General features: G+C 58.3%; 18 protein-coding genes and 1 tRNA gene. 11 read left to right on the top strand and 8 right to left on the bottom strand.

Annotated elements, in window-relative coordinates; translation table 11 throughout:
• The first annotated feature begins 6 nt into the window (after positions 1-6).
• A tRNA-Sec gene (locus tag AF70_RS05445) sits at positions 7-102 on the top strand.
• An 18-nt stretch (positions 103-120) separates the two neighbouring features.
• Here the strand turns inward: AF70_RS05445 and AF70_RS05440 are convergent.
• Together AF70_RS05440 and AF70_RS05435 are read right to left on the bottom strand one after the other, a co-directional pair.
• Positions 121-1,473, bottom strand: a complete 1,353-nt coding sequence (locus AF70_RS05440; protein WP_026331657.1) for an OprD family porin — start codon at positions 1,471-1,473, stop codon at positions 121-123.
• Positions 1,474-1,522: 49 nt separating this feature from the next.
• Positions 1,523-2,176, bottom strand: coding sequence for a hydrolase (locus AF70_RS05435; protein ID WP_028940578.1), 654 nt, complete (start codon positions 2,174-2,176; stop codon positions 1,523-1,525).
• A gap of 223 nt (positions 2,177-2,399) precedes the next feature.
• Between AF70_RS05435 and AF70_RS05430 the strand changes: the two genes are divergently transcribed.
• The 4 genes from AF70_RS05430 (at position 2,400) to AF70_RS05415 (ending at position 6,020) form a co-directional block, all read left to right on the top strand.
• Positions 2,400-3,365 carry a tripartite tricarboxylate transporter substrate binding protein gene (locus tag AF70_RS05430; RefSeq protein WP_028940579.1) on the top strand — a complete coding sequence of 322 codons (966 nt, stop codon included), beginning with the start codon at positions 2,400-2,402 and terminating at the stop codon, positions 3,363-3,365.
• Between the two features lies 1 nt (position 3,366).
• Entirely contained in the window at positions 3,367-3,858 is a 492-nt protein-coding gene (locus AF70_RS05425) for a tripartite tricarboxylate transporter TctB family protein (protein ID WP_018925960.1), read from the top strand.
• Between the two features lie 24 nt (positions 3,859-3,882).
• Positions 3,883-5,391 carry a tripartite tricarboxylate transporter permease gene (locus AF70_RS05420; RefSeq protein WP_018925959.1) on the top strand — a complete coding sequence of 503 codons (1,509 nt, stop codon included), beginning with the start codon at positions 3,883-3,885 and terminating at the stop codon, positions 5,389-5,391.
• A 326-nt stretch (positions 5,392-5,717) separates the two neighbouring features.
• Positions 5,718-6,020 carry a hypothetical protein gene (locus AF70_RS05415; protein WP_018925958.1) on the top strand — a complete coding sequence of 101 codons (303 nt, stop codon included), beginning with the start codon at positions 5,718-5,720 and terminating at the stop codon, positions 6,018-6,020.
• Between the two features lie 153 nt (positions 6,021-6,173).
• On the opposite strand, the gene AF70_RS05410 is transcribed toward AF70_RS05415, so the two are convergent.
• The 3 genes from AF70_RS05410 to AF70_RS05400 all read right to left on the bottom strand — a co-directional run bounded on the left by AF70_RS05410 (position 6,174) and on the right by AF70_RS05400 (position 7,985).
• Positions 6,174-6,605, bottom strand: coding sequence for a nuclear transport factor 2 family protein (locus AF70_RS05410; protein WP_018925957.1), 432 nt, complete (start codon positions 6,603-6,605; stop codon positions 6,174-6,176).
• Positions 6,606-6,721: 116 nt separating this feature from the next.
• A complete protein-coding gene (locus tag AF70_RS05405) occupies positions 6,722-7,561 on the bottom strand; it encodes a pirin family protein (RefSeq protein ID WP_018925956.1) in 840 nt (279 codons plus the stop codon).
• A 40-nt stretch (positions 7,562-7,601) separates the two neighbouring features.
• Positions 7,602-7,985 carry a DoxX family protein gene (locus tag AF70_RS05400; RefSeq protein WP_019578966.1) on the bottom strand — a complete coding sequence of 128 codons (384 nt, stop codon included), beginning with the start codon at positions 7,983-7,985 and terminating at the stop codon, positions 7,602-7,604.
• 141 nt (positions 7,986-8,126) lie between these two features.
• Here AF70_RS05400 and AF70_RS05395 point away from each other — a divergent pair, with 141 nt between their 5' ends.
• From AF70_RS05395 to AF70_RS05380, 4 genes are all read left to right on the top strand, one after another.
• On the top strand, positions 8,127-9,038 hold the full coding sequence (locus AF70_RS05395) for a LysR family transcriptional regulator (RefSeq protein WP_019578965.1): 912 nt from the start codon (positions 8,127-8,129) through the stop codon (positions 9,036-9,038).
• Between the two features lie 88 nt (positions 9,039-9,126).
• Entirely contained in the window at positions 9,127-10,629 is a 1,503-nt protein-coding gene (locus AF70_RS05390) for a sensor domain-containing diguanylate cyclase (protein WP_032831129.1), read from the top strand.
• Positions 10,630-10,782: 153 nt separating this feature from the next.
• Positions 10,783-11,427 carry a hypothetical protein gene (locus tag AF70_RS05385; protein WP_019578963.1) on the top strand — a complete coding sequence of 215 codons (645 nt, stop codon included), beginning with the start codon at positions 10,783-10,785 and terminating at the stop codon, positions 11,425-11,427.
• Positions 11,428-11,501: 74 nt separating this feature from the next.
• Positions 11,502-11,843 carry a hypothetical protein gene (locus AF70_RS05380; RefSeq protein WP_028940580.1) on the top strand — a complete coding sequence of 114 codons (342 nt, stop codon included), beginning with the start codon at positions 11,502-11,504 and terminating at the stop codon, positions 11,841-11,843.
• Between the two features lie 141 nt (positions 11,844-11,984).
• Here the strand turns inward: AF70_RS05380 and AF70_RS05375 are convergent, their stop codons facing one another.
• From AF70_RS05375 to wrbA, 3 genes are all read right to left on the bottom strand, one after another.
• The gene (locus AF70_RS05375; protein ID WP_028940581.1) at positions 11,985-12,635 is read right to left on the bottom strand and encodes an MliC family protein; all 651 of its coding nucleotides are present in this window, start codon (positions 12,633-12,635) and stop codon (positions 11,985-11,987) included.
• A 400-nt stretch (positions 12,636-13,035) separates the two neighbouring features.
• On the bottom strand, positions 13,036-17,850 hold the full coding sequence (locus tag AF70_RS05370) for a M10 family metallopeptidase C-terminal domain-containing protein (RefSeq protein ID WP_028940582.1): 4,815 nt from the start codon (positions 17,848-17,850) through the stop codon (positions 13,036-13,038).
• A 524-nt stretch (positions 17,851-18,374) separates the two neighbouring features.
• A complete protein-coding gene (gene wrbA, locus AF70_RS05365) occupies positions 18,375-18,977 on the bottom strand; it encodes an NAD(P)H:quinone oxidoreductase (RefSeq protein WP_007938311.1) in 603 nt (200 codons plus the stop codon).
• A 316-nt stretch (positions 18,978-19,293) separates the two neighbouring features.
• On the opposite strand from wrbA, the gene AF70_RS05360 reads away from it, so the two are divergent.
• Both AF70_RS05360 and AF70_RS05355 read left to right on the top strand, forming a co-directional pair.
• Positions 19,294-20,562: a cystathionine gamma-synthase family protein gene (locus tag AF70_RS05360; protein WP_032831170.1), complete on the top strand. Its 1,269-nt coding sequence runs from the start codon at positions 19,294-19,296 to the stop codon at positions 20,560-20,562.
• A 136-nt stretch (positions 20,563-20,698) separates the two neighbouring features.
• The gene (locus tag AF70_RS05355) at positions 20,699-22,135 is read left to right on the top strand and encodes an amino acid permease (RefSeq protein WP_019578958.1); all 1,437 of its coding nucleotides are present in this window, start codon (positions 20,699-20,701) and stop codon (positions 22,133-22,135) included.
• The last annotated feature ends 15 nt before the right edge of the window (positions 22,136-22,150 follow it).

Genomic DNA, 22,150 nt, shown 5'->3' with positions numbered 1-22,150 from the left:
CTTCAAGGAAGGCAATCGCGCCCGGTGGCGCGGCCGGGCTTCAAACCCGGTTGGGGACGGCATCCGTTCCCGGGCAGGTTCGACTCCGGCTGCCTTCCGCCATTTCCACGGTGACGTCGATCACAGGTGCCCGAAGGTCAGCGGGTACTGGATGACGACGTAAACCCTGTCGATGTCATCGCCCGCCTGAGCGGTGTTGGCCCGATGAGACACATGGGACAGTTGCAGTGACAAACCTTTCGCGGAACCTGACTGCACGATGTAGCGCAGGTCGATATCGCGCTCCCAATGCCGCCCGCCATCGCCCTGTTGAGGTACGTACTCGCCGATGGTCGGGTCGAACGGGTTGTAGGCCCCACCCTTGGGCGCACGGGTGCCGTCGATGTCGCTGCCCCGGACATAACGCGTCATGAAGCTCAGGCCGGGGATGCCATAAGCGCCGAGGTCGAGGTCGTAGCGTGCCTGCCAGGAGCGTTCATGGGCGCCGTTGAAGTCGGCGTACTTGATCGAGTTGGCCAGGTAAATCGAGTCGCCACCGACGAAGTCGAACGGTGTGTCGCCATTGATGCGTTGCCAGGCCAGGGTAAAGGCATGGGCATCAAGGGTGTATTTGCCCGAGAGGCTGTAGGCGGTGTTGTCGATGGCACCGGCCAGTGCCTTGCCGGTGTCCTGCGTGCGGTACAGGTTGGCGTCGAGGAACACGGCGGACTGTTTCAGGTGCAGGTTGGCGTAATACTGGCGCCAGGTGTCGCTCAGCTCGGAGGCGTACAACGCGCCGCCGACAGGACTGTTTGTGAACAGGTCGGTGCCCAGAAACGTGATGCCACCGGCTTCGGTGTTGGCACCGTAGCCATAAAAGTTGCCCTTGCTTGTTGTGTTGTCCTGATTCTTGAACGCCGTGAAATGACCAGCCACCAGTTTCATGTTGTCGATTTCGTTGCTGTTCAACAGAAAGCCCGTGGCGTATTCCGGTTGCAGGCGTTTGTCGGAGGTGTCGAACACCGGGGTTTCCACGGTCATTTCACCGAAGGCCAGGGTGGTTCGGGAGGCCCTGATTTTCAGCGCGCCACCGGCACTGGAATAGTTGTCTTCGCTGCGACCGTCACTGTCCAGCGGCAGTAACCCGGTTCCCGAATGCCCTTTGCCGCCGTCGAGCTTCAGCCCCATAAAAGCGTGGCTGTCGACGCCGAAACCTAGCGTGCCGGGAGTGAATCCGGATTCAAATGAGCCGATAAAGCCTTGAGCCCACTCTTGTTTGTAGTTCTTGCCCGAAGGCTGGGGTGAGCGGTAGTCGCTGTTGAGGAAGAAATTTCGACTGAGCACCTCAAGCTTCCCGCCCTCGAGAAATCCTTGCGCGGAATCCGGTGCCTCATCCGCCAGGGCTGTTCCGGCAAAAAACACGCAGAGCCAGAAGGACGCCCTGGGTACGTCCTTCCGCCCGGAAATGCGCGGGAGGGTTTGTAAAGAAAACATGATTGATCTCCCGCTTGAAACAGCGACTCCGAAGAGTCGCTATTTATTCTCAATGGCCTTCAGAGGCATGGAACATGGTCTTGGCGTAGATCAGGCCCAGACCATAGGCACCACCGTTGGCGATGGAGGTTTTCACCGTCTCGTCGTAAGTCTCGGTGCGTGCCCAGTCGCGCTGCAGTTCAAGCAGGTATTGCAGCGAAGTCATTGGGCGGGCACCGAGCTGGATCATGCGTTGCACGGCCATTTCATGGGCTTCGATGGAGACATCGCCACAGGCATCGGCGATGAAGTACACCTCGAAGCCTTGGTCGAGGGCCGACAGTGCCGGGCCAACGATGCACACGGAGGTCCACAGGCCGGCCAGGACGATTTTTTGTTTGCCGATGGCGTTGACTTCAACGGCAATGCGCTCGTCTTCCCAGGTGTTCATGCTGGTACGGTCGATCACTTTGTGTTCCGGGAACACCGATTTGATTTCGTCGAAAATCGGGCCGGAGAAGCTTTTCTCGGCAACGGTGGTGAGGATGGTCGACACCTTGAAGCCCCGGGCTGCCTTGGCCACCAGTGCGGCGTTATTGCGCAGGGTGACGGCATCGATCGACTTGGTCGCAAAGGACATTTGCGACTGGTGATCGATCATGATCAGGGTGTGGTCGGTTGGGTTCAGCAGGGTTTTGCCAGGTGCTGCTTTTGCGATGGCCATGATGATGTCCTTGCAAGTGGATTGTGGGTGGTTCACAGGGCCTATGGTTGCGTAGATTTCGATGCGGATATTGAGTCGATGTGCTGTCTTTGATTAACGGCGCATCAGCACAAAGGCCGTCAACAAACACATCTATGACCTACGCTTGTTTCCAGACGCATGCTCACCGAACAGGGGCTCTCCCTGATCGAAAACAACAAGAACGGCTATCCGGAGACGTCTCATGTTTGCACTGGCCCGTCGATTCAGCAGCAACCTCGCCGCTTTCATTACCGCCGCCGCACTCGCATCACCCGTTTTTGCCCTGGACACCGTCAAGTTCATGGCCCCAGGTTCCGTGGGTGGCGGTTATGACCAGACCGCGCGAGTCCTGGGCAAAGCCATGGTCGAGGCCCAAACGGCCAAAGCCGCCACCTTCGAGAACAAGGGTGGCGCCGGCGGGACCCTGGGGTTGGCGCAATTTGCCAACGCCACCAAGGGCGACCCCGATGCGCTGATCGTGGTCGGCGCGATCATGGTCGCGTCCATCGAGCAGAACAAACCGCAAATCACCTTGAAGGACGTAACCCCGATCGCCCGGCTGTTTACCGAATACAACGTGATCGCCGTACGCGACGACTCGCCGTACAAAAACCTGGAGGACTTGCTCAAGGACTTCAAAGCCAACCCGTCCAGCATCAAATGGGGCGGTGGCTCCAAGGGGTCGATCGACCACATAGGCATCGCCGAACTGGCGAGCAAAATGGACATCCCCGTCAACAAGGTCAATTACGTTGCCTTCGCCGGTGGCGGCGAAGTCGTCGCCGCGGTGTTGGGAGGCCACATCACGGTGATCACCGGCGGCTACGCCGAACTGGCCAAATACGTGCAGTCCAAGCAGTTCCGCTTACTGGCCGTCGGCGCGCCCAACCGCGTTGAAGGCATCGACGCACCGACCCTCAAAGAGTCTGGCTACGACGTGACGATCGGCAACTGGCGGGGTGTTTACGGCGCGGCGGGCCTGACGCCTGAACAGCGCAAGGCACTGACGGAAGCCGTCCTGACCGCCACCAAAAGCGCCGTCTGGCAGGAAAACGTAAAAGCCAATGCGTGGTCGCCGAGCATTCTGACCGGGGATGATTTCGGCAAATTCGTCGATGAGGAGCACGGACGCCTGCGCGCGATGCTGGTCAAGGTCGGGCTGCTTTGAGATGGCCGGGCGCTGGAGCGTAAGGCCGGCTCAACTGGCGATTGGCGTCGGCATTGTCGTGATCAGTGCGGTATTGGCGGTCGGCGCCTCGCGGTTTCCCCCTGAGATGGGCTTCGTCATCATGCCGGCCTATGTCTACCCCTATGCCGTCGCGGCATTTCTGGGCGCCGTTGGTCTGTTGATGGGCTATCAGGCGCTCACCGGTGGTTTTCGCAACCTCGCCGATGATCATGAAGTTTCCGGGGCCGAGCCCGGCGGCAAGTCCGGGGCGACCTGGGTTACGGCAGGGCTGGTGGGCGTGGCGTTGCTCATTTCCTACATCGGCTTCGTATTGGCTGCTGCATTGCTGTTTGCCTGTTCGGCGCGGGGCTTTGGCAGTCGCAGCCCGGTGCGAGACCTGGCCATCGGCATTGCCCTGACGCTGCCGATCTACTGGCTTTTCACCGCCGGGCTAGGGGTTTCCCTTCCGCCCTTGATCAACGCCTGGATCTGATTCAGGCCGTAGGAGGTCGACAAGGTGGATATTCTCTCGAATCTGGCCGTCGGCTTCGCTGGCGCGCTGACGCCGATCAATCTGATGTGGGGTTTTATCGGTTGTCTGCTGGGCACTGCAATTGGCGTATTGCCGGGGATCGGCCCGGCGCTGACCGTCGCCTTGCTGCTGCCGATTACCGCCAAGGTCGATCCGACCGGGGCACTGATCATGTTCGCCGGCATCTATTACGGCGCTCAGTTTGGCGGCTCCACCACCTCGATCCTGCTCAACACGCCAGGGGAGTCATCCTCGATGGTCACGGCCCTGGAAGGCAACCTCATGGCCCGCAACGGACGGGCAGGCCCGGCGCTGGCAACGGCCGCCATCGGTTCATTCGTGGCTGGCACCATCGCAACGATCTTGCTGACGTTGTTCGCGCCCCTGGTGGCCACGCTGGCGCTGAAATTCGGGCCGGCGGAGTATTTCGCGATTCTGGTGCTGGCCTTCACCACCGTGTCGGCAGTGCTCGGCGCGTCGATGCTGCGCGGCTTTGCGTCATTGGGCATCGGGCTGACCATCGGTTTGATCGGCCTCGACTCGACGTCAGGCATTGCCCGCTACACCTTGGGGGTTCCCGAATTGGTCGATGGCATCGAAGTGGTGCTGGTCGCGGTGGGGTTGTTTGCAGTCGGTGAGGCCTTGTACGGCGTGCTTTACCAAAAGGAAGAAACGGCCGGCCGACACCGCTTGACCTCGTTATGGATGACTCGCGCCGACTGGAAACGCTCGGTCCCGGCGTGGTTACGGGGCACCTTGATCGGTTTTCCCTTCGGATCGATTCCGGCCGGTGGCGCGGAAATCCCGACGTTCCTGTCCTATTCCACTGAACGCAAACTCAGCAAGTACCCGAAAGAATTCGCCGCCAGCAAGGGCGTAGGCGCCATCGAAGGCGTCGCAGGTCCCGAGGCGGCGAACAACGCGAGCGCCACCGGCTCACTGGTGCCGCTGCTGACCCTGGGCATACCGACCTCCGCCACGGCGGCGATTCTGTTGGCGGCGTTCCAGAACTACAACCTGCAACCGGGGCCGCTGCTGTTCCAGACCTCGGGCGAGTTGGTCTGGACCCTGGTGGCCTCTTTGTATATCGGCAACGTCATCCTGCTGGTGCTGAACCTGCCGCTGGTGGGGCTGTGGGTCAAACTCTTGCAAATCCCTCGGCCGTACCTGAACGCCGGGATCCTGGTATTCGCCACCATTGGCGTGTACGGCATGCGCCACTCATCCTTCGACTTGTTCCTGATGCTGGGTATCGGCTGGGCCGGGGTATTGATGCGCCGCTTCGACTTCCCCGTCGCCCCGGTGATCGTCGGCATGCTGCTGGGGCCGATGGCGGAAAAACAGCTGCGTAATGCTTTATCCATCAGCCAGGGCGACTGGATGATATTTGTGACGCAACCGATTGCGGCGTCGGTGCTGGCGTTGACGTTGTTGGTGTTGCTGGTGCCGTATCTGCTGCATAAGCGTGGGATCAAGTTGCATGAGGATGATTAAGCATTCTGGGCAAACACGCGTTTGGCGGGCAGTCCACAACGGTCCACGTTGTGGCGCACAACTTTCCAAGACGTTTCCTACAACGTACCCTGTTGCCGCGTTTTGGTATCGACCCCTATAGTTCGGGCTCGCGGAAAACACCGCGAACGACCTTGGCCGGTCGATACAGGAACGTTCAGCTACCGAACACCTTTGTGTTATGGCGGCTGTGCGTGGGACACCCTCGGGTGTGCCGGTCTCCTGTCCGGTCGGCCAACCCGCGTACGGCTGCCACCTTCTTCGTTTGGCCGCGAAGGGTGGTAGCTCTAATTACAGGAGTTACATCGATGTCCGACCAAGTCATGCCGCGTTACCTCCCCATCGACACCTACGACGCCGAATCCCCGGTGCTCTTCATCAACACCCACAAAGAACTCAGCGACCTGGCCGCCTGCGCCATGCATCGCTTCACCGTGGTTCGCGATCTGATGGACACCTTGTCCAGTCTCAACCTCAAAGGTATTTCCGACTGCGACCTGACCCGCGTCACCCGGGCGGTGCATCTGCTGACGCGTGAAGGCTGTGCCTTGCTGGATGTGATTCAGGCTCGGGCGTTGCAGCGGGAGGAGGGGTTCAAGGCTGCTGTTTAGTGGTAGCGACGGACGCCATCGCGAGCAGGCTCCCACATGTGATCGCTGGCGTGCACAAATACTGTGCTCACAGAAAATCCAGTGTGGGAGCGGGCTTGCTCGCGAAGAGACCGGCACATCCAGCATTGCAACTGCCTGACACCCCTCGCCAGGTCAGAGCCGAAACGCTTGTCGTCCTACCAGTAACCATTTTCCTTGCTGCTTTTGCCAGATCTGAAAGTTCTCGATTTCTGTGGGAACAATCTCGGTGCCCTTGATGGCTTGCGCCGAAAAATGATGGCGGACCAACGCCACATCACCCGAGACGGTGATTTTCTGGTTCTGCATCTCCAGCGTTTTGAAAGCGCTTTTTCCGGTTTCGATGTCGGCGATGAATTCTTTCTTGTCCTGGATTTTCCCGCTGGAATGCCCGTAGGACAGGTTTTCAGCGGTGAGCGCATTCAGTTGAGGGACGTTTTTGGTCAGCATCGCTTGAGTCAGATGGTCTACCGCAGCGGCAACATCCTTCTCGCTCGATGCGGGGGAGGCCGCCACGTAGCCACTGAACAGGCATAAAAAACCGATAATCAGCTTCACTTTTTTCATGGGTAATTCCTTGTTGTTATAGGTGCGAGGATGACAGATGAATTACGCAAACTCATCTGTCATCGTACAACATATCAGGTTTTTACCAAGTGATGCAGATATGGCATTAGCGAGTGCTAGGCCAGCCGTCCCTCATGAAACAGACGCGCGCCAATACGCTGAATTTCAGCTTCGCCCTGCGCCAGTGCCGCTCGGCTGGTGTGTACTGAATAACGCCCCATCACCAAATCATGTGGGTGCTTCACCGCCGAGCCCAGCACGAAAGACGTGTCGCCGTGCGCCACGAAATCGATGGGTTGGTCTGACTCCTCGAACACCGCCAACTCGCCAGTATTGACCGGGCCACCAACGCCCAGCCGACCGGCATTGACCGCCAGCCACGCCACGTTGTGGCCGGCGGGAGGTGTGTAGCGCCAGCGTTCTCCATCTTTCAAGCACACGACGAGGTAGTTCATGTCCGAAGGTGCTGCAATCGCGCTTTGCGCTGCGCCATAGCGTCCGAGCAGCACACGCGCCGGGCCTGCTTGCGGGATCTGCGAGGGCGCCAGGTAGAGGCTTTCCGCCGGTGTGTTTTCGTGTGAAGCGGGCAGGGCGACCCAGAGTTGGAAGCCCGATATTGAGCTGTCGCCGACTGGTTTAGCGTCGTGCCACACGCCATTACCGGCGCGCATCCACTCCACACCTTCGGTGGGCAGCACGCCCGTCTTGCCCGTGGTGTCTTCGTACTCCACGCCGCCCTCAATCATGTAGGTCAGTGTTGCGATCCCTGAATGCGGGTGCATGCCGAAACCTTTCTGCCCGCCTTGGGGCTTGAAGCCGAAGAGATCAAGAAACACAAAAGGCTTCAACAACTGGCCCAGGTCGCCAGGGCTCATGAGTCGCGTGATCGGCCCGTGAGTGCTGCCGGATGTGCGGTGAACGATGGCGCGCGTTGGTGTTGCGATGATGCTGTTCATAGGTTTTCCTCAAGTCTTGAGCCGATCGCCTTGGGATGGATCAGCGCGCTGCACCGAGCAAGGCCGCGGGCTTCTGCCGCCAGGCCACGAAGGCAGACATCGCCAACAGCACCAGGGCAGGGGCGGGATTGCCGCCAATCACGAACAGATGCGTGACCACTGCGCCGGTCATGGTCGCCGTCAGCAGCAGCCCGGCGAAAAAGCTCGTGACCGGGATGAGCAGCAACACAGCGCCAGCCACTTCAATGGCACCGGTGAGGTAGCGGAACCATTGCCCAAGGCCGACGGCATCGAACACCTGAACCATCTGCGGAGCGCTGGCCAGCTTGGCGATGCCGGCCGCAGCGAACGCCAAGGCCAGAAAGATGCGAACACCCCAAAGGATGCGGTTTTGAATAGGGGAGAGGGATGAAGTTTGAGTCATGGGGAACGATGTCCTTGCCTGTGGTTTACGCAGTTAGAGGGCTAACTGCCGCGATGCAAGAAGGATAAGCGTGCCCGGATTGGTTGATTAGATGGCACAATTGGATTGAGCTCGTCCATTTTTTGCTGGAATTATCGCCTTATGCTCGACTTGAATGACATTGCCTTGTTTGTCCAAGTGGTCCGCAGCGGCAGCTTTGCCGAAGCGGCGCGGCGACTGGGCATGCCGCCCAACACCGTCAGCCGGCGTGTCCAGCAGCTCGAGGCACAACTCGACACACGACTGCTGCAACGCTCCACGCGCAAGTTGACGCTGACCCATGCCGGGCAGGCTTTTCACGAGCGCTGCGTGGGCGCCGTGGACGGGCTGATCGAGGCGGGGCACGAGTTGATGACGGGCAGCCAGGAACCCAGCGGCTTGGTGCGCATTGCCGCGACGGCGGATTTCTTCGACTTCTTCCCCATGGAATGGGTGGCTGACTTTCTTGCCGCGCATCCGCGGGTGCGGCTTGACTTCGTGCTCAGTGACGCCCGTGCCGACTTGATTGCCGAGCGTATCGACATCGCGTTTCGCGGCGGTCCGCTGCAAGACTCAGGTTACGTCGGGCGCCAGCTCTTCAGTGCAGGCAGCGAGGGCTTGGTGGCGAGTCCGGCTTACATCGCTGCTCGCGGTATGCCCGGTACGCTGCAGGACCTGGTGAACCATGACTGCGTGAGTTTCGCCCATCCCAGCGGCTTCACCACCTGGCGTCTGACCGGACCAGAGGGCGTGGAGGAGGAGGTGCAAATCGCCAGCCGTTTTTCCGGTAACACGGCCCAGGCACTGCGCAAGGCTACGGTGGCCGGCCTGGGCATCGCACTGCTGCCGCCGACGCTCGCCATACTCGATCTTCAGGCGGGCCGACTTGTACGTGTGTTGCCGCACTTCCAGCGCGCGGGCTTTGGTCTGCACGTGCTTTACCCGAGCCGGCAGCATCTGCCGTTGGCGGTATCGGCTTTCATTGAACTGGTGATGGAGAAACTAAGAGTGGAAGCATTCCCGGCGCAGGGCTGAACTATCCAAATGCATCAGCAATGCTGGCCAAAAGCCTTCTATAATGCACAGCCTTTGACGCCAGTGTACTCAACAGCCCGGTACTTCCTTGAAACGCGATCTTCGACTTGCCACTTTTCTGATCTTTCTGGTGTGTGTCTCCGTGGTGCTGCTGACGGCCTGGCAGACATGGACAGCCCGACAGAACACCTTGAGCGACATCAATACCGATACATTGAACCTGACTCAGGCGCTCAACACTTACACCGAGGGCACCTTCAAGCAAAGTGAAGTGCTGTTGCTGGGCCTGACAGAAAGGATCGAGAAAGACGGCACCGGCCCGGAGCAACTCGAACGGCTGAGCAAGTTGGTTGCCCAGCAGATGGATGCGCTCCCCCAATTGAATAGCGTGGTGCTGTACGACGCCCAGGGGGACTGGCTATTTTCGACCGACACACTGATCTCATCCAATAGCAACAACGCAGATCGGGCGTTCTTCAAGCATCACCGAGACGTTGCGGATCGCGGTATCTATATCGGCCCGGCGATTCTCAGCCGTGTCACTTGCACCTGGGTGATTTCCGTCAGCCGACGCATCGATCACCCTGATGGAAGTTTTGCGGGGGTGATCGCTGCGACCATCAGCCTTGAACATTTCCTCAAACTTTATCGAAGCATCCACGTGGGGCAATTCGGCGCGATCAGCCTGACCTCATCCGAAGGGAGCCTGCTGGTGCGGTATCCCTTTCAAGTGGAAGACATCGGTCGTGATCTGTCGCGCGCGCCCATATTCTCCGAATACTTGCGCAATACCTCATCGGGCACCGTGGATTTTGCGTCGAATGTCGATGGCATCCATCGCCTCTACGCGTTCAAGAGAAGCGATCAATATCCTGTCGTCACGACGGTTGCGGTGGGGCAGGCCGAGGCAACGCAAGCGTGGCTCAGTCAGACAAAGCAATCTGTCGCTGTGGTGCTGCTGTTGTTGGGGCTCCTGGTCGCACTGGGGCGCAGGCTGATTTCCCACATCAGTCGGCGTATTCGGGCGGAGGAAAAATTGCTCGCCACCCAAACCGCACTGATCGAGCTTAACCAGACGCTGGAAGTTCTCGCCAGCGAGGACAAACTCACCGGCCTCGCCAACCGCCGGCATTTCGATCAGTTTCTGGATGTCGAATTCAAACGTGCCAAGCGACTTGCAAGCCCGTTGTCACTGATTTTGATCGATGTGGACTTTTTCAAACGCTACAACGATCACTACGGCCATCTCGCTGGAGACGAATGTCTGCGGATCATAGGTCAGGCGATCAAGCACTGTGTCCGTCGCCCAGGTGACATGACAGCTCGCTATGGCGGGGAAGAAATCGCCGTGGTGATGCCCAATACGGACGAATCAGGAGCGCGAACGGTTGCCGAGGCGATCCTGTCGTGTATTGCGGCCGAGCAACTTGCGCATTTGTCGAGCCCGTTAGGTATCGTGACCGTCAGCCTGGGGTTGGCGACATATGTCGCCGACGGCAGCGACCCTGATGAAAAGGCACTGATCGGTCGTGCAGATCGCGCGCTTTACGCGGCGAAATCGCAGGGGAGAAATCAGCTGAGCGTCGCTTGACCGAAGAGGCACTTGAAGGAAAGAGCAAATAATCGGCACGCGGCGCAACTATCGGTTCAAGTGATAGTGACAATCAAGAAACGCAAGTTCTGCTGGGTCGGGTAAAGGCGGAAAATCGCCTCCATCGAAGACGCAGCTCAAGGAATTTGCGCGATGAAGACATTGACCCGACTGGCAATTGTCGCCCTGTTGATGGGCGGGGTTGCTACTGCTGCAACCGCCTACGCAGACGACGCCCAATCGTGCCATTTTCTGCCCATCGCCGGCGCCAGTACCGGGTTGCAGCATTCGCAAACCGTCGGTGTGCTGTACAGCGAAAACACCCTGGACAACCTGCAATACCTCGAGCGTTACCACGATGTGGCGGTGAACGGCGCGCGCGATGCGCTGGATGCGCGGATTCGCGACGCGTTCATCAACAGCTCCGACCCAGAGTTGGCAATCGACTGGCTGATGAGTTCGTTACAGCAGCAGTTCCTATCGGTGACCGTCTACGACAACCTCGATGCGTTGTTGCAGGCCCATCCGGATGTGGTGGTGATGCTCGATACCCATAACCGTCTGCTGACCCAACGCAACAGTCAGGTCGAAGCGCGTTTCGCCGCACGGTTCTACGACGCCAACCTGCAATACATCGGCAAGGCCGAAGGCGCCGTCGAGAAACAAATGCCTTCGGTCTGGGTACACCGTAAAGCTGCAGCCGAGATTGCCGCCCAGATCGATCAGCAACGCGACCTGCAACTCAGCGCCTTGAAGCAGTTCGATGACTCGCTCAAAACCCTGGTGACTGCTGGCTGAACACCCGGACCATAACCGCAACGACAGTGACCCGTTGCGCAACGAAACAGATTTTTTACTTCAGGACTGCACCGATGCGCCCTTTATTTGTTCCTGCCATGGCTGTTGCCACCTTGCTGCTGGCCGGTTGTGCCTCTGCGCCGAACGACCCGACGCTGACCTTGCAGACGAAAAAAACGCCTGCCGAGTACGCCGATTGCGTGGTGCCGAAGTTGCAGGGCAACGCACTGAACCCGACGGTCTCGCAAACCCAGCGCAGCTACCGGATCGTGGTGCCGAGCAAAGTCGCCGCGGACAACGTTCTGGAAGCCTACAAAGCCCCGAACGGCGGCAAGGTGTTTTTGTATGAGCGCCACTTGCTGGCGTCGAACTTCATGCCTTCGAGTTTCGAACGTGCCGCGCAGGATTGCCTGTAACCCGTAACCGCTTTGAAAAATGCTCCTTTGGTTGGCCGCAACCAACCAATTTTTAGCCCCGTACCTTATGTGGTTTCGGGGCTTTTTTTTGCGTGCAGGTTTTGGGGTAGGGAGTAGGGCGCCGGACTTGCGCCAGAGACATCAACCGACCGGCTCGGCCTTGCAACTCATTGACCCTGAGCCTGGCTTCTGGAATAGCACCACGTCGCCGTCTTGCCAGAAACTGTAATTTCCCTGGGAGTCCTTGCCTGTGTATCGGGTTCCCGAATCACTCGGCTCCTGGTTCAGGACGATCGAGGTGTTCGCCCATTTCAGGTACACGACACCCGGCTGCGTGGTGAAGAAGGTGGCGGCAACCAGCGGGTTAAGCCCTGTACAACGAAAAGCCAGGGGGCCCTCGGTGAGTCTGTATGGGTCCTTGGTTCTCACAATGGCCGAGCCTTGGCGCAGCTGGTGCGCGCGCTCGGCATAACTGCGGACTGTGCACGTCTTGGGTACAGGTGTGGAGGCGCACTGATTACGGGCATCGATCCAGAACTGCTGGTCGATCATGATTTTGTCCGGACGCGGCACTGAATGTTCATCCGTGAGCGCCAGGCGATAAAGACGCGTCAGTTCGATATCCATCTGCGCCAGTTGCGGATCGCGACAGATAAGTTTTTCGACAGGCGCCTTTGCCTCGCCACAGTCGAAGCTGGTCTTGTAGGTTGGCGCAGCCATTACACAGGTGCTCGCCGCCGTGCATACGCTGGCAGCGAGTAGACAGGTGAAAAGGGTCGTGACCGTTTTCATGTTGGCTTCACCCAGATCATTACGTGATGCCCGGATTGCCGTGGGATGTATCGATGCATTGAACAGTGATTCGTTCGCATTGGTGTATCGCAGTGTAAGTCAGTGCTCAGAACTTGCCATACCGCTCGGCGGTGGTTGGGTTGTAGGAAGGGGCTCGCCGAGAAGCGCGATCTCTTGGTTTCAAGTAGCGCCCGTGGCGAGGGAACTTGCTCCCGTTGGGCAGTGAAGCAGCCCCAAAACCCGTTGGATGCGCCGCATCAGGCCGACCGAGTCCATCGGCTCACGGCTGCTTCGCAGCCGAACGGGAGCAAGCTCCCTCGCCACTAAATTCGTCTATACCCCGACATTGTCTGTGTTGTTTTCAATCTTTCGAGCACTGCAAATCCCCTCTCGGCTTGACTCAGGCTGTGAAGTCGCTGGCGTGCAACTCCGTGACGCCCACCAGTGTGATTTCGAACTCGGGGGCGGCGTCGGCATCGACACTGCCGTAGAGAATGCCATCGGCAAAGCGCAGTTGGCCGGTGGCGTCGGCAGGGTCGAAGGCGTTGGCGCCGATGAAGGTGAAGGCGTCGATAGCGGTGGTCAGCGGGTTGGCGTCCAGGCCGGTGAAGTCCAGATGATCGCCCTCGGTGCTCTTGAAGCCGTTGATCACATCGCGTAAAGCGCCGGCGCCCATGTCCGACAGCGCATCAAACACGTAGGTATCCGCGCCAGTGCCTCCGGTGAGGTTGTCGGTGCCGGCACCGCCGATCAACCGGTCATCGCCCGAACCGCCCACCAACGTATCGTTGCCCGCGCCACCGTTCAGAACGTTCGCGCCGCTGTTACCCGACAGCGTGTCGGCGTAGGCGCTTCCCGTGAGGTTTTCGAAGAGCTTCACGGTGTCGAGCCCGGAACCCACGGTGTTTTGCTGCGCTGACGTCGAGAGGTTGACGGTAACGCCAGACGCGGCGCGTTCAAAAGACACCGTGTCATTGCCCTCGCGTCCGTCCAGCACGTTGTTGCCGGCTCCGGCGAATAGCGTGTTGTCCAACGCGTTGCCCGTGCCATTGGCGGCGCCAGTGCTATCGATATACAGATGCTCGACGTTGTTGCCGAGGGTATAGGCCGCCAGGCTGCTGTGCACACTGTCGATCCCACCGGACAGCGCATTGCTGTTGATCTCGATCACGATGTCGTCGGCGTTGTCGACATAGTAAGTGTCGCTGCCATCGCCGCCGCTCATGCTGTCGCCCCCTGCGGCACCATCGAGCACATTATTGCCGGCATTGCCGGTGATGAAGTTGTGCTGCTCATTGCCGGTGCCGTTGATGCCCGACACGCCGGTGAGCACCAGGTTCTCGAGATTGGCGCCCAGGGTCCAACTGACCGAGGCCTGTACCGTATCGATCTGCGAGGTCGAGGTGTTGCTTTCCACCACGCGGTCGAGCACGTTATTGACCACATAGATGTCATTGCCATCGCCACCGGTCATGGTGTCGGCGCCCAGTCCGCCATCCAGCGTGTCGTTGCCCGAGCTGCCCACCAGGGTATCTGCCTGGTCGGTACCGGAAATCATCTTCCGGTTGTTGTCGAAAATGTCCTGCACGCTGTTGTTGTCGTTGGGGTTGCCCAGGAAGCCAAGGTCATTGGCGATGTAGTCGGCCAGGCGCTGGCCGACGATTTCCGCCGATTCCTCGTGCAGGTGCCAGACGTCGTCGGGATACGTCAGCGGATCGACTTCGTGTCGCAAGGGGAGGTCGTTGTAGTCCACCGCCAGCTTGACGTCGGCGCGCTCGGCGGCAATGGCTTCCTGGGCGGCGTGAACATAGTCAGCCCCCTCGACGATGGAGGCAATCTTCTCTTCCGAATAGCCACGAGCGCGCGCCGCGTCCTGCTCGTAATGACCGGTTTCCATCATGTACACGTTGAAGTTGCCGAACTGGGCATGCAGGTAATCAAACACCTTCAGAGTCGCAGCCTTGTAGGCCGCTGCTGCCGCTGCTTTGTCCGTGGCCTGGGCGATCTCCTGAGCGGCTTCCTCACCCTGGCCCCAAATGATGCCCATGGTGACGTTATTGATCGATTGCAGTTCGGAGCGCTGTTCGCTCAGCAGCGTCACCGCGCGCAACAGAGCAGCCCCGGGTTGGTCGGTGTCGGTCAGCCACCAGCACAGCTTGAGTTCCTCGGCGCTGAGCGTCGACAGGCCGGTGACCGTGCTGCCGCCCACCGCGATGTCGATGCCGTTGCCATTGGCATCGGTGAACTGGCTGCGCACGTCATAGGGGGTGTAGCGGTCCAGGTCGTTGACCAGCATCGAGGTGCCGGACTGATTGTCGTCCTCCGTCATGCGCAGCAGGCGCGCATTGGATTGGCCGAGGGTGGGCAGGTAGAGGATGTCCTGCTGGGCGTGCTGGCCAAACACGAAGTCACTGGCGGTCAGGGTGTTGAGGTAGTTGCCGCTGAGGGCGATTTCAAAACGATTGCCATCGGCATCCGCTTCGGCGGACTTGATGTAGGTCTTGTCGCCGGCCGTGTTGAGGGTGATGTACAACGTGCCATTGTGGCCATCGCCAAGGCCGACAAAGCCCAGGCCCGACACATCGATCTTGTCGACGCCCGCAGTGAAGTCATAAATCGTGTCGGTGGCCGTGACACCACCCGTGTCGTAGTCGCGGTAGCTGTCGAGCAGGTTGGTATAGCGGAAGGTGTCGGCACCGTCGCCACCATACAGCGAGTCGCGTCCGGCACCGCCGTCGACGGTGTCGGCGCCAGCGCCGGCCTTGATCGTGTCGTTGCCACCGAGGCCGAGGATTAGGTCGGCACCCGCCGTGCCGTTGAGGGTTTCGGCATTGTTGGTGCCGGTGACGGTGTTGGCCACTACCAGATCGAAGCTATCGCTGGCCGATGCACCGGCCAGGTCCATGGCCTTTATCAGCACGTTGTAATTGCCGGATGCGGTGCTGGTCGGCGTGCCGCTGAAGGTCAGGTTGGTGGAATTGAAGCTCAGCCACGCGGGCAGGGCGCTGCCATCGGACAGGGTGGCGGTGTAGTTGAGGTTGTCATTATCCGCATCGGTGAAGCTGGTGGCTGGCACCACGTAGCTAAACGGGGCGTTTTCGGTTGCGTTCTGATCCAGCAGCGGCGTGGCCAGAACCGGCGCGTGGTTGGTCGGTGACGACGTGGCGAAGACGAAGTTGGCGCTGGTCAGCTTGTCGAGGTAGTTACCGCTCAGTGCCACTTCGAAGCGGTTGCCATCGGCGTCGGCAGTCAGGGACTTGATGTAAGTCTTGGTGCCGGCACTGTTGAGCACCACGTACACGGTGTTGTTCTTGCCATCCCCCAGGCCGGTGAACCCCATGGCCGAGAGGTCGATCTTGTCGGCGGTGATATCGAAATCGGTGATCAGGTCGCCAAGGTTGGCACCGCCGGTATTGTAGTTACGGTAACTGTCCAGGCGATTGGAAAACACAAAGGTGTCCGCTCCGGCGCCACCGGTGAGGGTGTCCATACCGGCGCCGCCGTCGAGCTTGTCGTCGCCCGCGCCGCCATTGAGGCTATCGTTACCCGCCAGGCCGAGCAGGGTGTCGGACGAATCACTGCCCAGCAGCGAGTCGTTGCCGTTGGTGCCGGTGAGCACACGATTGAAGATGAAATTGCTCGCAGTCAGGGTGCTGGCGAGGTTGCCCGAGAGAGTCAACTCGAAGCGATTGCCACTGGCGTCGGCATCGTAGTCCTTGATGTAGGTGCGGTTACTGCTGGCGCTGTAGCTGACTTGCAGGGTACCGCCATGGCCATTGCCCAGGCCGGTGAAACCGAGGCCGGCGAGGTCGATCTTGTCCTGGGTGACGTCGAAGTCGGTGATGGTGTCATCGAAGCTTGCGGTTGCGTTGCGATAACTGTCGGACTGAGTGGTGAAACGGAACGTATCGGCGCCGGTACCGCCGGTGAGTTTATCGATGCCTGCACCGCCTACCAGAATGTCGTCACCGGCCCCGCCATTGATGGTGTCGTTGCCGGCCACACCATAGAAAATCTCGCTGCCGGCGCTGCCCAGCAGGATGTCATTGCCAGCTGTGCCTTGCACGGTGATCATCGGCACCGTGTCGCTGACGTAGCTGCCGTCGCCATAGACCAGCGTCGCACCGTTGCTGGTGTGGCTGATGGTGTTGCCGATGATGGCGTTGCGATCGGTGCCGTCTTCATTGCGTTCCGCAACACCGTAGGTCGACAGGTTGCTGCCGGTGATGATGTTGCTCTGGATGGTGTTATCGCTGCCGTTGTAGTACTTGCCGGACACACCCAGGGTGTCGTTGTAGGACTGGATGATGATCTCCGGTACGGGGTTGCCCAGGGAATTGCTGTTGAGCGTGTTGTCGATAAGCTCGACGTGGTTGCTGCCGTAGATGCGGACCCCGGCGCTGATGTTGTCGTGAATGTCGACGCCGCTGACTGTCACCTCGCTGGACATTTTGATCAGCACCCCTTCGGCGCCGTTGCCATACACTTCGCCACCGGTGATGGTGATGTTGCTGGGGGAGGGGATGTTCTCGCTGCCGCGCTGCACCACGATGCCATTGCCGCCGTTGTTGTAGGCAACGTTATTGGTGAGCGTGAAGTCGTGGGTGCTGGTCACGATATTGAAACCGTGCCGGTCGTTGTCGTAGGCGACGTTGTTTTCGAAGGTGCTGTTGCTCAGGAAGTCAGCGACGAAACCGTCCAGGCCGTTGCCGTGGGACACGCTGTTCTTGATGACCATGTTGACGGTCTGCTCGTGGGGGTCGAAACCGTACCCGGAGCAGTCCTTGATCTCGACGCTGTCGAGGGTGACGTTGGAGTCGTAGCCTGCTTGCCCGGGAATGTAGCCGTTGAACCAACCGTCGATCTTGCCCGTGGTGTTGTCACGGTTGCCGTCGATGGTGAGGTTGCTGACGCCGAAGTCGTGGGTTTCCTCGCCATAGGCGGAGCGGATGACTCCGGTGATCTTGGTGTCGGAGCCGTCAGCCACCTTGACGGTGGTTGCGCCCATGCCGTCGCCGTACAGGTAGACGTTGCTCTTGAGCATTAGGCAACCGTCGGAAGGTTCCACTCCTCCCGAAACGATATAGGTTCCGGTCGGCACGTAAACCTGCCCCCCGCCTGCGGCGGCCGCCGCATCAATTGCACGTTGTATCGCCGCTGTGTCGTCAGTGATGCCATCTCCTTTGGCGCCAAAATTTTGTACATTGAAAATCATGAGCTTATCTCCGTATCAGGCAAGAACCTCGGAAGATGCCAATATTCCATCGACAGCCAACGGTTATGACCGAGCGGAGAGCAAAAGTGTGTGACCACATATCGGGGATGTGTCAAAAAACCGGACTAACTGATTAGCGGTTGAGAAGGTGTTTCAAAAAAGTAACAGATTGTTGACGCTCGCTCCGGTAGCGAGCGATGGCTCTGTGGAAGCGGGTTTTCATCATTGAGGTGTATTACGAGATGCTATCGATAGCCCGCAGGTGCGCTTCAGCAATGTTGTATGCGCGATGCTTGAGCTGGAGGTGTATGAGAGCGGTATGGGTAATGAGGAGCGACCTCACTGGAACGTCGCTCCTCTGAATCCAAAAACGCTTACGTCGTCTTCAATGACTCCCGACGCGCAAGGCTTTCTCTAGAATCGCCAAGCCACCCGCGAGTATCAGCGGCGCGGTGGTGAAGTCCGCCCCGGCGTTACACAGGCTAGCTCCTGTCCTGCAACACGCGCCCATTCAGGTGCTTGCGTTAACCCGCGATCTTTATTGCAAGCTCAGCGACGTGTTTACCCTGGAAACGCGCAATATCCAGTTCATTTTGTGACGGTTGCCGTTTACCGTCAGCGCCTGCCAGGGTGGTCGCGCCATAGGGCGTACCGCCGGTGATCTCGCTCATGTTGGTCAGCCCCGCGCAGGTGTAAGGCACACCCACGATGACCATTCCTTGATGCAGGAGTGTGCTGTGAAACGACGTAATCGTGGTTTCCTGGCCACCGTGCTGGGTGCCGGTCGATGCAAAGACACTGCCGATTTTCCCGACCAGCGCGCCGCTCATCCACAGTCCGCCGGTCTGGTCGAGAAACGTGCGCATCTGTCCCGCCATATTGCCGAAGCGAGTCGGTGTACCAAAGATGATTGCATCGTAATTGCCCAGCTCGTCAGGTGTCGCCACCGGTGCCTTCTGGTCAAGTTTGACGCCGATGGCTGCTGCCTGTTCGGCCGGGATGGTTTCAGCGACACGCTTGAGCGTCACGTCTGCGCCGGGTACGGATCGTGCGCCTTCGGCCACTGCGCCAGCCATCGTTTCGAGGTGACCGTACATTGAGTAATAGAGAACCAGTACCTTCGCCATGATTTTTCTCCTGGATTAAGCGCCATTCGATGGGTTAGGAAGATCTTGGGTTACACCACTGCCAACGAACTGCAGCGGCAGGCGTAGCACTCGGTCACGAACAAAACGGCGGCTCACACCCACCCGACTGCAGGGACTTTGACGGCATGCGGATTAACACTAGCAGCTCCGTATGCTGCCTGCCCGGTACCCAGCCATTAAAAAAAGCCCCCCTTACTCCCGGATATCATGATTTTTCACAAGCATGAGCTTTCCATATAGTCCTCCCAAGCCCACTTGGAACACGGTTGTGTTTCCCTTGATGCGAGACAACTTTATGGAAAATAAGAAACACGCCGTTCAAGCTTCAGAGGTTGGGATGGGGACTCGAGCCGTATGGGGAGGTGAGCAAGTTCAACATCCTTACAATGCGACCCAGACACCCATCGTGGTCAGTGCCGCCTATGGCTATGACGATATCGATAAGTGGTACGACGTGGCATTGGGAAAGGAGCCCGGCTTCATTTACAGCCGGATGAGCAATCCCACTGTCTGCGTCTTGGAAGATAAACTCTGTGAGCTAGAAAACGCAGAGTCGGCTGTAGCTTTCAGTACCGGAATGGCTGCAATTAGCGGTGTATTACACACCTTCCTGTCCTGTGGGCAGCGCGTGATATCTACGCGTGACAGCTACGGCGGTACGAACAAGATTTTCGAGGAGTTTCTTCCACGCATGGGTGTGGAGGTAACTCTTTGCGATACGCTCGACACTGTGGCACTTGAGCAGGAGATCGCTAAAGGCTGCAGCGTCCTGTATCTGGAAACACCCTCGAACCCAACGCTGAAAATCGTTGATATTCGGCGCCTTGTGGCAGCAGCGAAGCGAGTGGGCGCTTTGGTTGTTGCAGACAATACATTCGCGACACCTCTGAATCAGAATCCGCTCGCTTTAGGCGTTGATGTGGTTGTGCACAGCGCGACCAAATTCCTGTCCGGTCATGGTGATGTACTTGGCGGCGTGGTTTGCGGTGCCGAGCATTTGATGTCTCAAGTTCGCCACTACCGCGAAATCAATGGTGCCTCGCTGGATCCTTTTTCGGCGTATCTAATCATCCGAGGCATCAAGACACTGGCTCTGCGTCTTCGCCAGCAACAGGCGAGCGCGAAGCTTTTGGCCGAGTACCTCTGTACCGAACCGCTGGTTGAGTCGGCGAACTATCCGGGGTTGCCTCAACATCCAGGTCATGACATCGCTCGTTCGCAAATGAACGGATTCGGGGCCATCGTCAGCTTCGTACTGAAAGGAGGCATGGACACAGTGACTCGTTTGCTACCGCTGCTCAGATATGCGCATCGGGCGGGTAATTTGGGCGCTGTCGAGACCATCTATGGGCCGGCTCGGACGACCAGTCACGTGGAAAATACCTTGGAAGAACGTCAGGCACTTGGAATCTCCGAAGGTTTGGTTCGAATATCCGTAGGTATTGAAGATTCAGCAGATTTATTGGCTGACCTAAAACAAGCTTTCGCTTTAGTGCGAGGTAAACATGGTGATACGAGCTTTAACACTGATAGTGCCCAACGTTTCATTGAAGTAGAAACCTGAATACGGGCAGGACGCTCGAGATTCATCTTAAGCCCTTCATGAAGAATGAAAATAATAAAATCCAGCGACGACAAATTTGTACTGCCCAACAGCCAGTTATAAGGCGTTTGTCCGAACATTTCATGAGAATAAAACTATGTCCACGCATATTGAAGATCATCAGTCCGACCCAAACTCGCGTTTCAAAAAGGAAATGCAAACACGCCACATCGTTATGTTGGCACTGGGCGGTGTGATCGGTACGGGGTTATTCCTTACCTCCGGTTACACGGTTAATCAGGCAGGGCCGCTCGGTGCAGTGATTGCTTACATCATCGGGGCAGTGATGGTGTATTTAGTCATGGTCTGTCTCGGTGAATTGGCTGTACAGATGCCAGAAACCGGATCTTTCAGTAGTTATGCAACGCGATACCTGGGACCAGGCACAGGCTATACGGTGGCTTGGCTTTACTGGCTCACTTGGGCAGTAGCTATCGGTTCAGAGTTCACAGCTGCGGGCATACTGATGGTTCGGTGGTTTCCTGATACACCGGTCTGGATTTGGAGCGCGCTGTTTGCCATCGCTGTTTTCTTAAGCAATGTTGTTTCTGTTCGGTGGTTTGCGGAGACTGAATTTTGGCTTTCGCTGATTAAGGTGCTGACCGTTATCACATTCATTGCGATTGGCGGAGCGGCAATTTTCGGTCTTATTCAAGTACAGAGTTTGCAGGGGGCGGGACTTTCCAACTTCACACGTGAGGGGCTTTTTCCTACTGGGTTTTTACCCATTGCAATGACCCTCCTGGCTGTTTCATTCGCATTTTCCGGAACTGAGCTGATCGGGATTGCGGCAGGTGAAGCGCAAGATCCACAAACTAGCGTGCCCAAGGCAATCCGCACGACAGTGGTACGTTTGGCGCTGTTCTTCGTTGGGACCATTTTCGTCCTTGCGACGTTACTGCCACGAGAGCAAGCGGGGCTCGTAGAAAGTCCGTTCGTGATGGTGTTTGAGCTGATTGGCATCCCATACTCTGCCGACATTATGAACTTCGTCATTCTCACGGCACTGATTTCCGCCGCTAACTCGGGGCTGTATGCAGCGTCCCGAATGCTGTGGACATTGAGCGATCAAGGACATATGCCTAAGCGCTACGCCAGGCTCTCCAGTCGGGGTGCACCGGTGAACGCCATCGTTCTTAGTATGGCGGGTGCAGTGGCTTCTCTGCTCAGCAGTGTGTTTGCCCCTGATACGGTTTACTTGGCCTTGGTGTCCATCTCCGGTCTGGCGGTCGTGGTCGTGTGGATGAGCATTGCTGCCAGCCAGATCGCGTTCCGTCGTCAATACGTTGCTAATGGCGGACGAGTTGAAGACCTGCATTTCCGTGTACGCGGCTATCCATGGGTGCCTATCGGTGCACTGTTGTGTTGTCTGCTGGCCTGTGTGGGTATCGCTTTTGATCCTGAGCAGCGAGTGGCGCTTTACTTCGGCCTTCCCTTTATCGCGTGGTGTTACTTCGTTTACTGGATCACTCGAAACAAGAGAGCAGAGCGGTTGGCTTTAGCCGCAGCAGTTCATTCCTCTGGCACCGCGTGAGTTTTTCAGGCAATG

It is taken from the genome of Pseudomonas sp. KD5 (assembly GCF_012932895.1).
Taxonomy (GTDB): Bacteria; Pseudomonadota; Gammaproteobacteria; order Pseudomonadales; family Pseudomonadaceae; genus Aquipseudomonas.
Note: the sequence above shows the minus strand (reverse complement) of the source record. Positions and strands in the feature narration are given on the sequence as shown.

Coding starts and splice junctions, on each gene's coding strand:
- AF70_RS05440 (WP_026331657.1), bottom strand. CDS start 1,473: ATGTTTTCTTTACAAACCCTCCCGCGCATTTCCGGGCGGAAGGACGTA.
- AF70_RS05435 (WP_028940578.1), bottom strand. CDS start 2,176: ATGGCCATCGCAAAAGCAGCACCTGGCAAAACCCTGCTGAACCCAACC.
- AF70_RS05430 (WP_028940579.1), top strand. CDS start 2,400: ATGTTTGCACTGGCCCGTCGATTCAGCAGCAACCTCGCCGCTTTCATT.
- AF70_RS05425 (WP_018925960.1), top strand. CDS start 3,367: ATGGCCGGGCGCTGGAGCGTAAGGCCGGCTCAACTGGCGATTGGCGTC.
- AF70_RS05415 (WP_018925958.1), top strand. CDS start 5,718: ATGTCCGACCAAGTCATGCCGCGTTACCTCCCCATCGACACCTACGAC.
- AF70_RS05410 (WP_018925957.1), bottom strand. CDS start 6,605: ATGAAAAAAGTGAAGCTGATTATCGGTTTTTTATGCCTGTTCAGTGGC.
- AF70_RS05405 (WP_018925956.1), bottom strand. CDS start 7,561: ATGAACAGCATCATCGCAACACCAACGCGCGCCATCGTTCACCGCACA.
- AF70_RS05400 (WP_019578966.1), bottom strand. CDS start 7,985: ATGACTCAAACTTCATCCCTCTCCCCTATTCAAAACCGCATCCTTTGG.
- AF70_RS05395 (WP_019578965.1), top strand. CDS start 8,127: ATGCTCGACTTGAATGACATTGCCTTGTTTGTCCAAGTGGTCCGCAGC.
- AF70_RS05385 (WP_019578963.1), top strand. CDS start 10,783: ATGAAGACATTGACCCGACTGGCAATTGTCGCCCTGTTGATGGGCGGG.
- AF70_RS05380 (WP_028940580.1), top strand. CDS start 11,502: ATGCGCCCTTTATTTGTTCCTGCCATGGCTGTTGCCACCTTGCTGCTG.
- AF70_RS05375 (WP_028940581.1), bottom strand. CDS start 12,635: ATGAAAACGGTCACGACCCTTTTCACCTGTCTACTCGCTGCCAGCGTA.
- AF70_RS05370 (WP_028940582.1), bottom strand. CDS start 17,850: ATGATTTTCAATGTACAAAATTTTGGCGCCAAAGGAGATGGCATCACT.
- wrbA (WP_007938311.1), bottom strand. CDS start 18,977: ATGGCGAAGGTACTGGTTCTCTATTACTCAATGTACGGTCACCTCGAA.
- AF70_RS05360 (WP_032831170.1), top strand. CDS start 19,294: ATGGAAAATAAGAAACACGCCGTTCAAGCTTCAGAGGTTGGGATGGGG.
- AF70_RS05355 (WP_019578958.1), top strand. CDS start 20,699: ATGTCCACGCATATTGAAGATCATCAGTCCGACCCAAACTCGCGTTTC.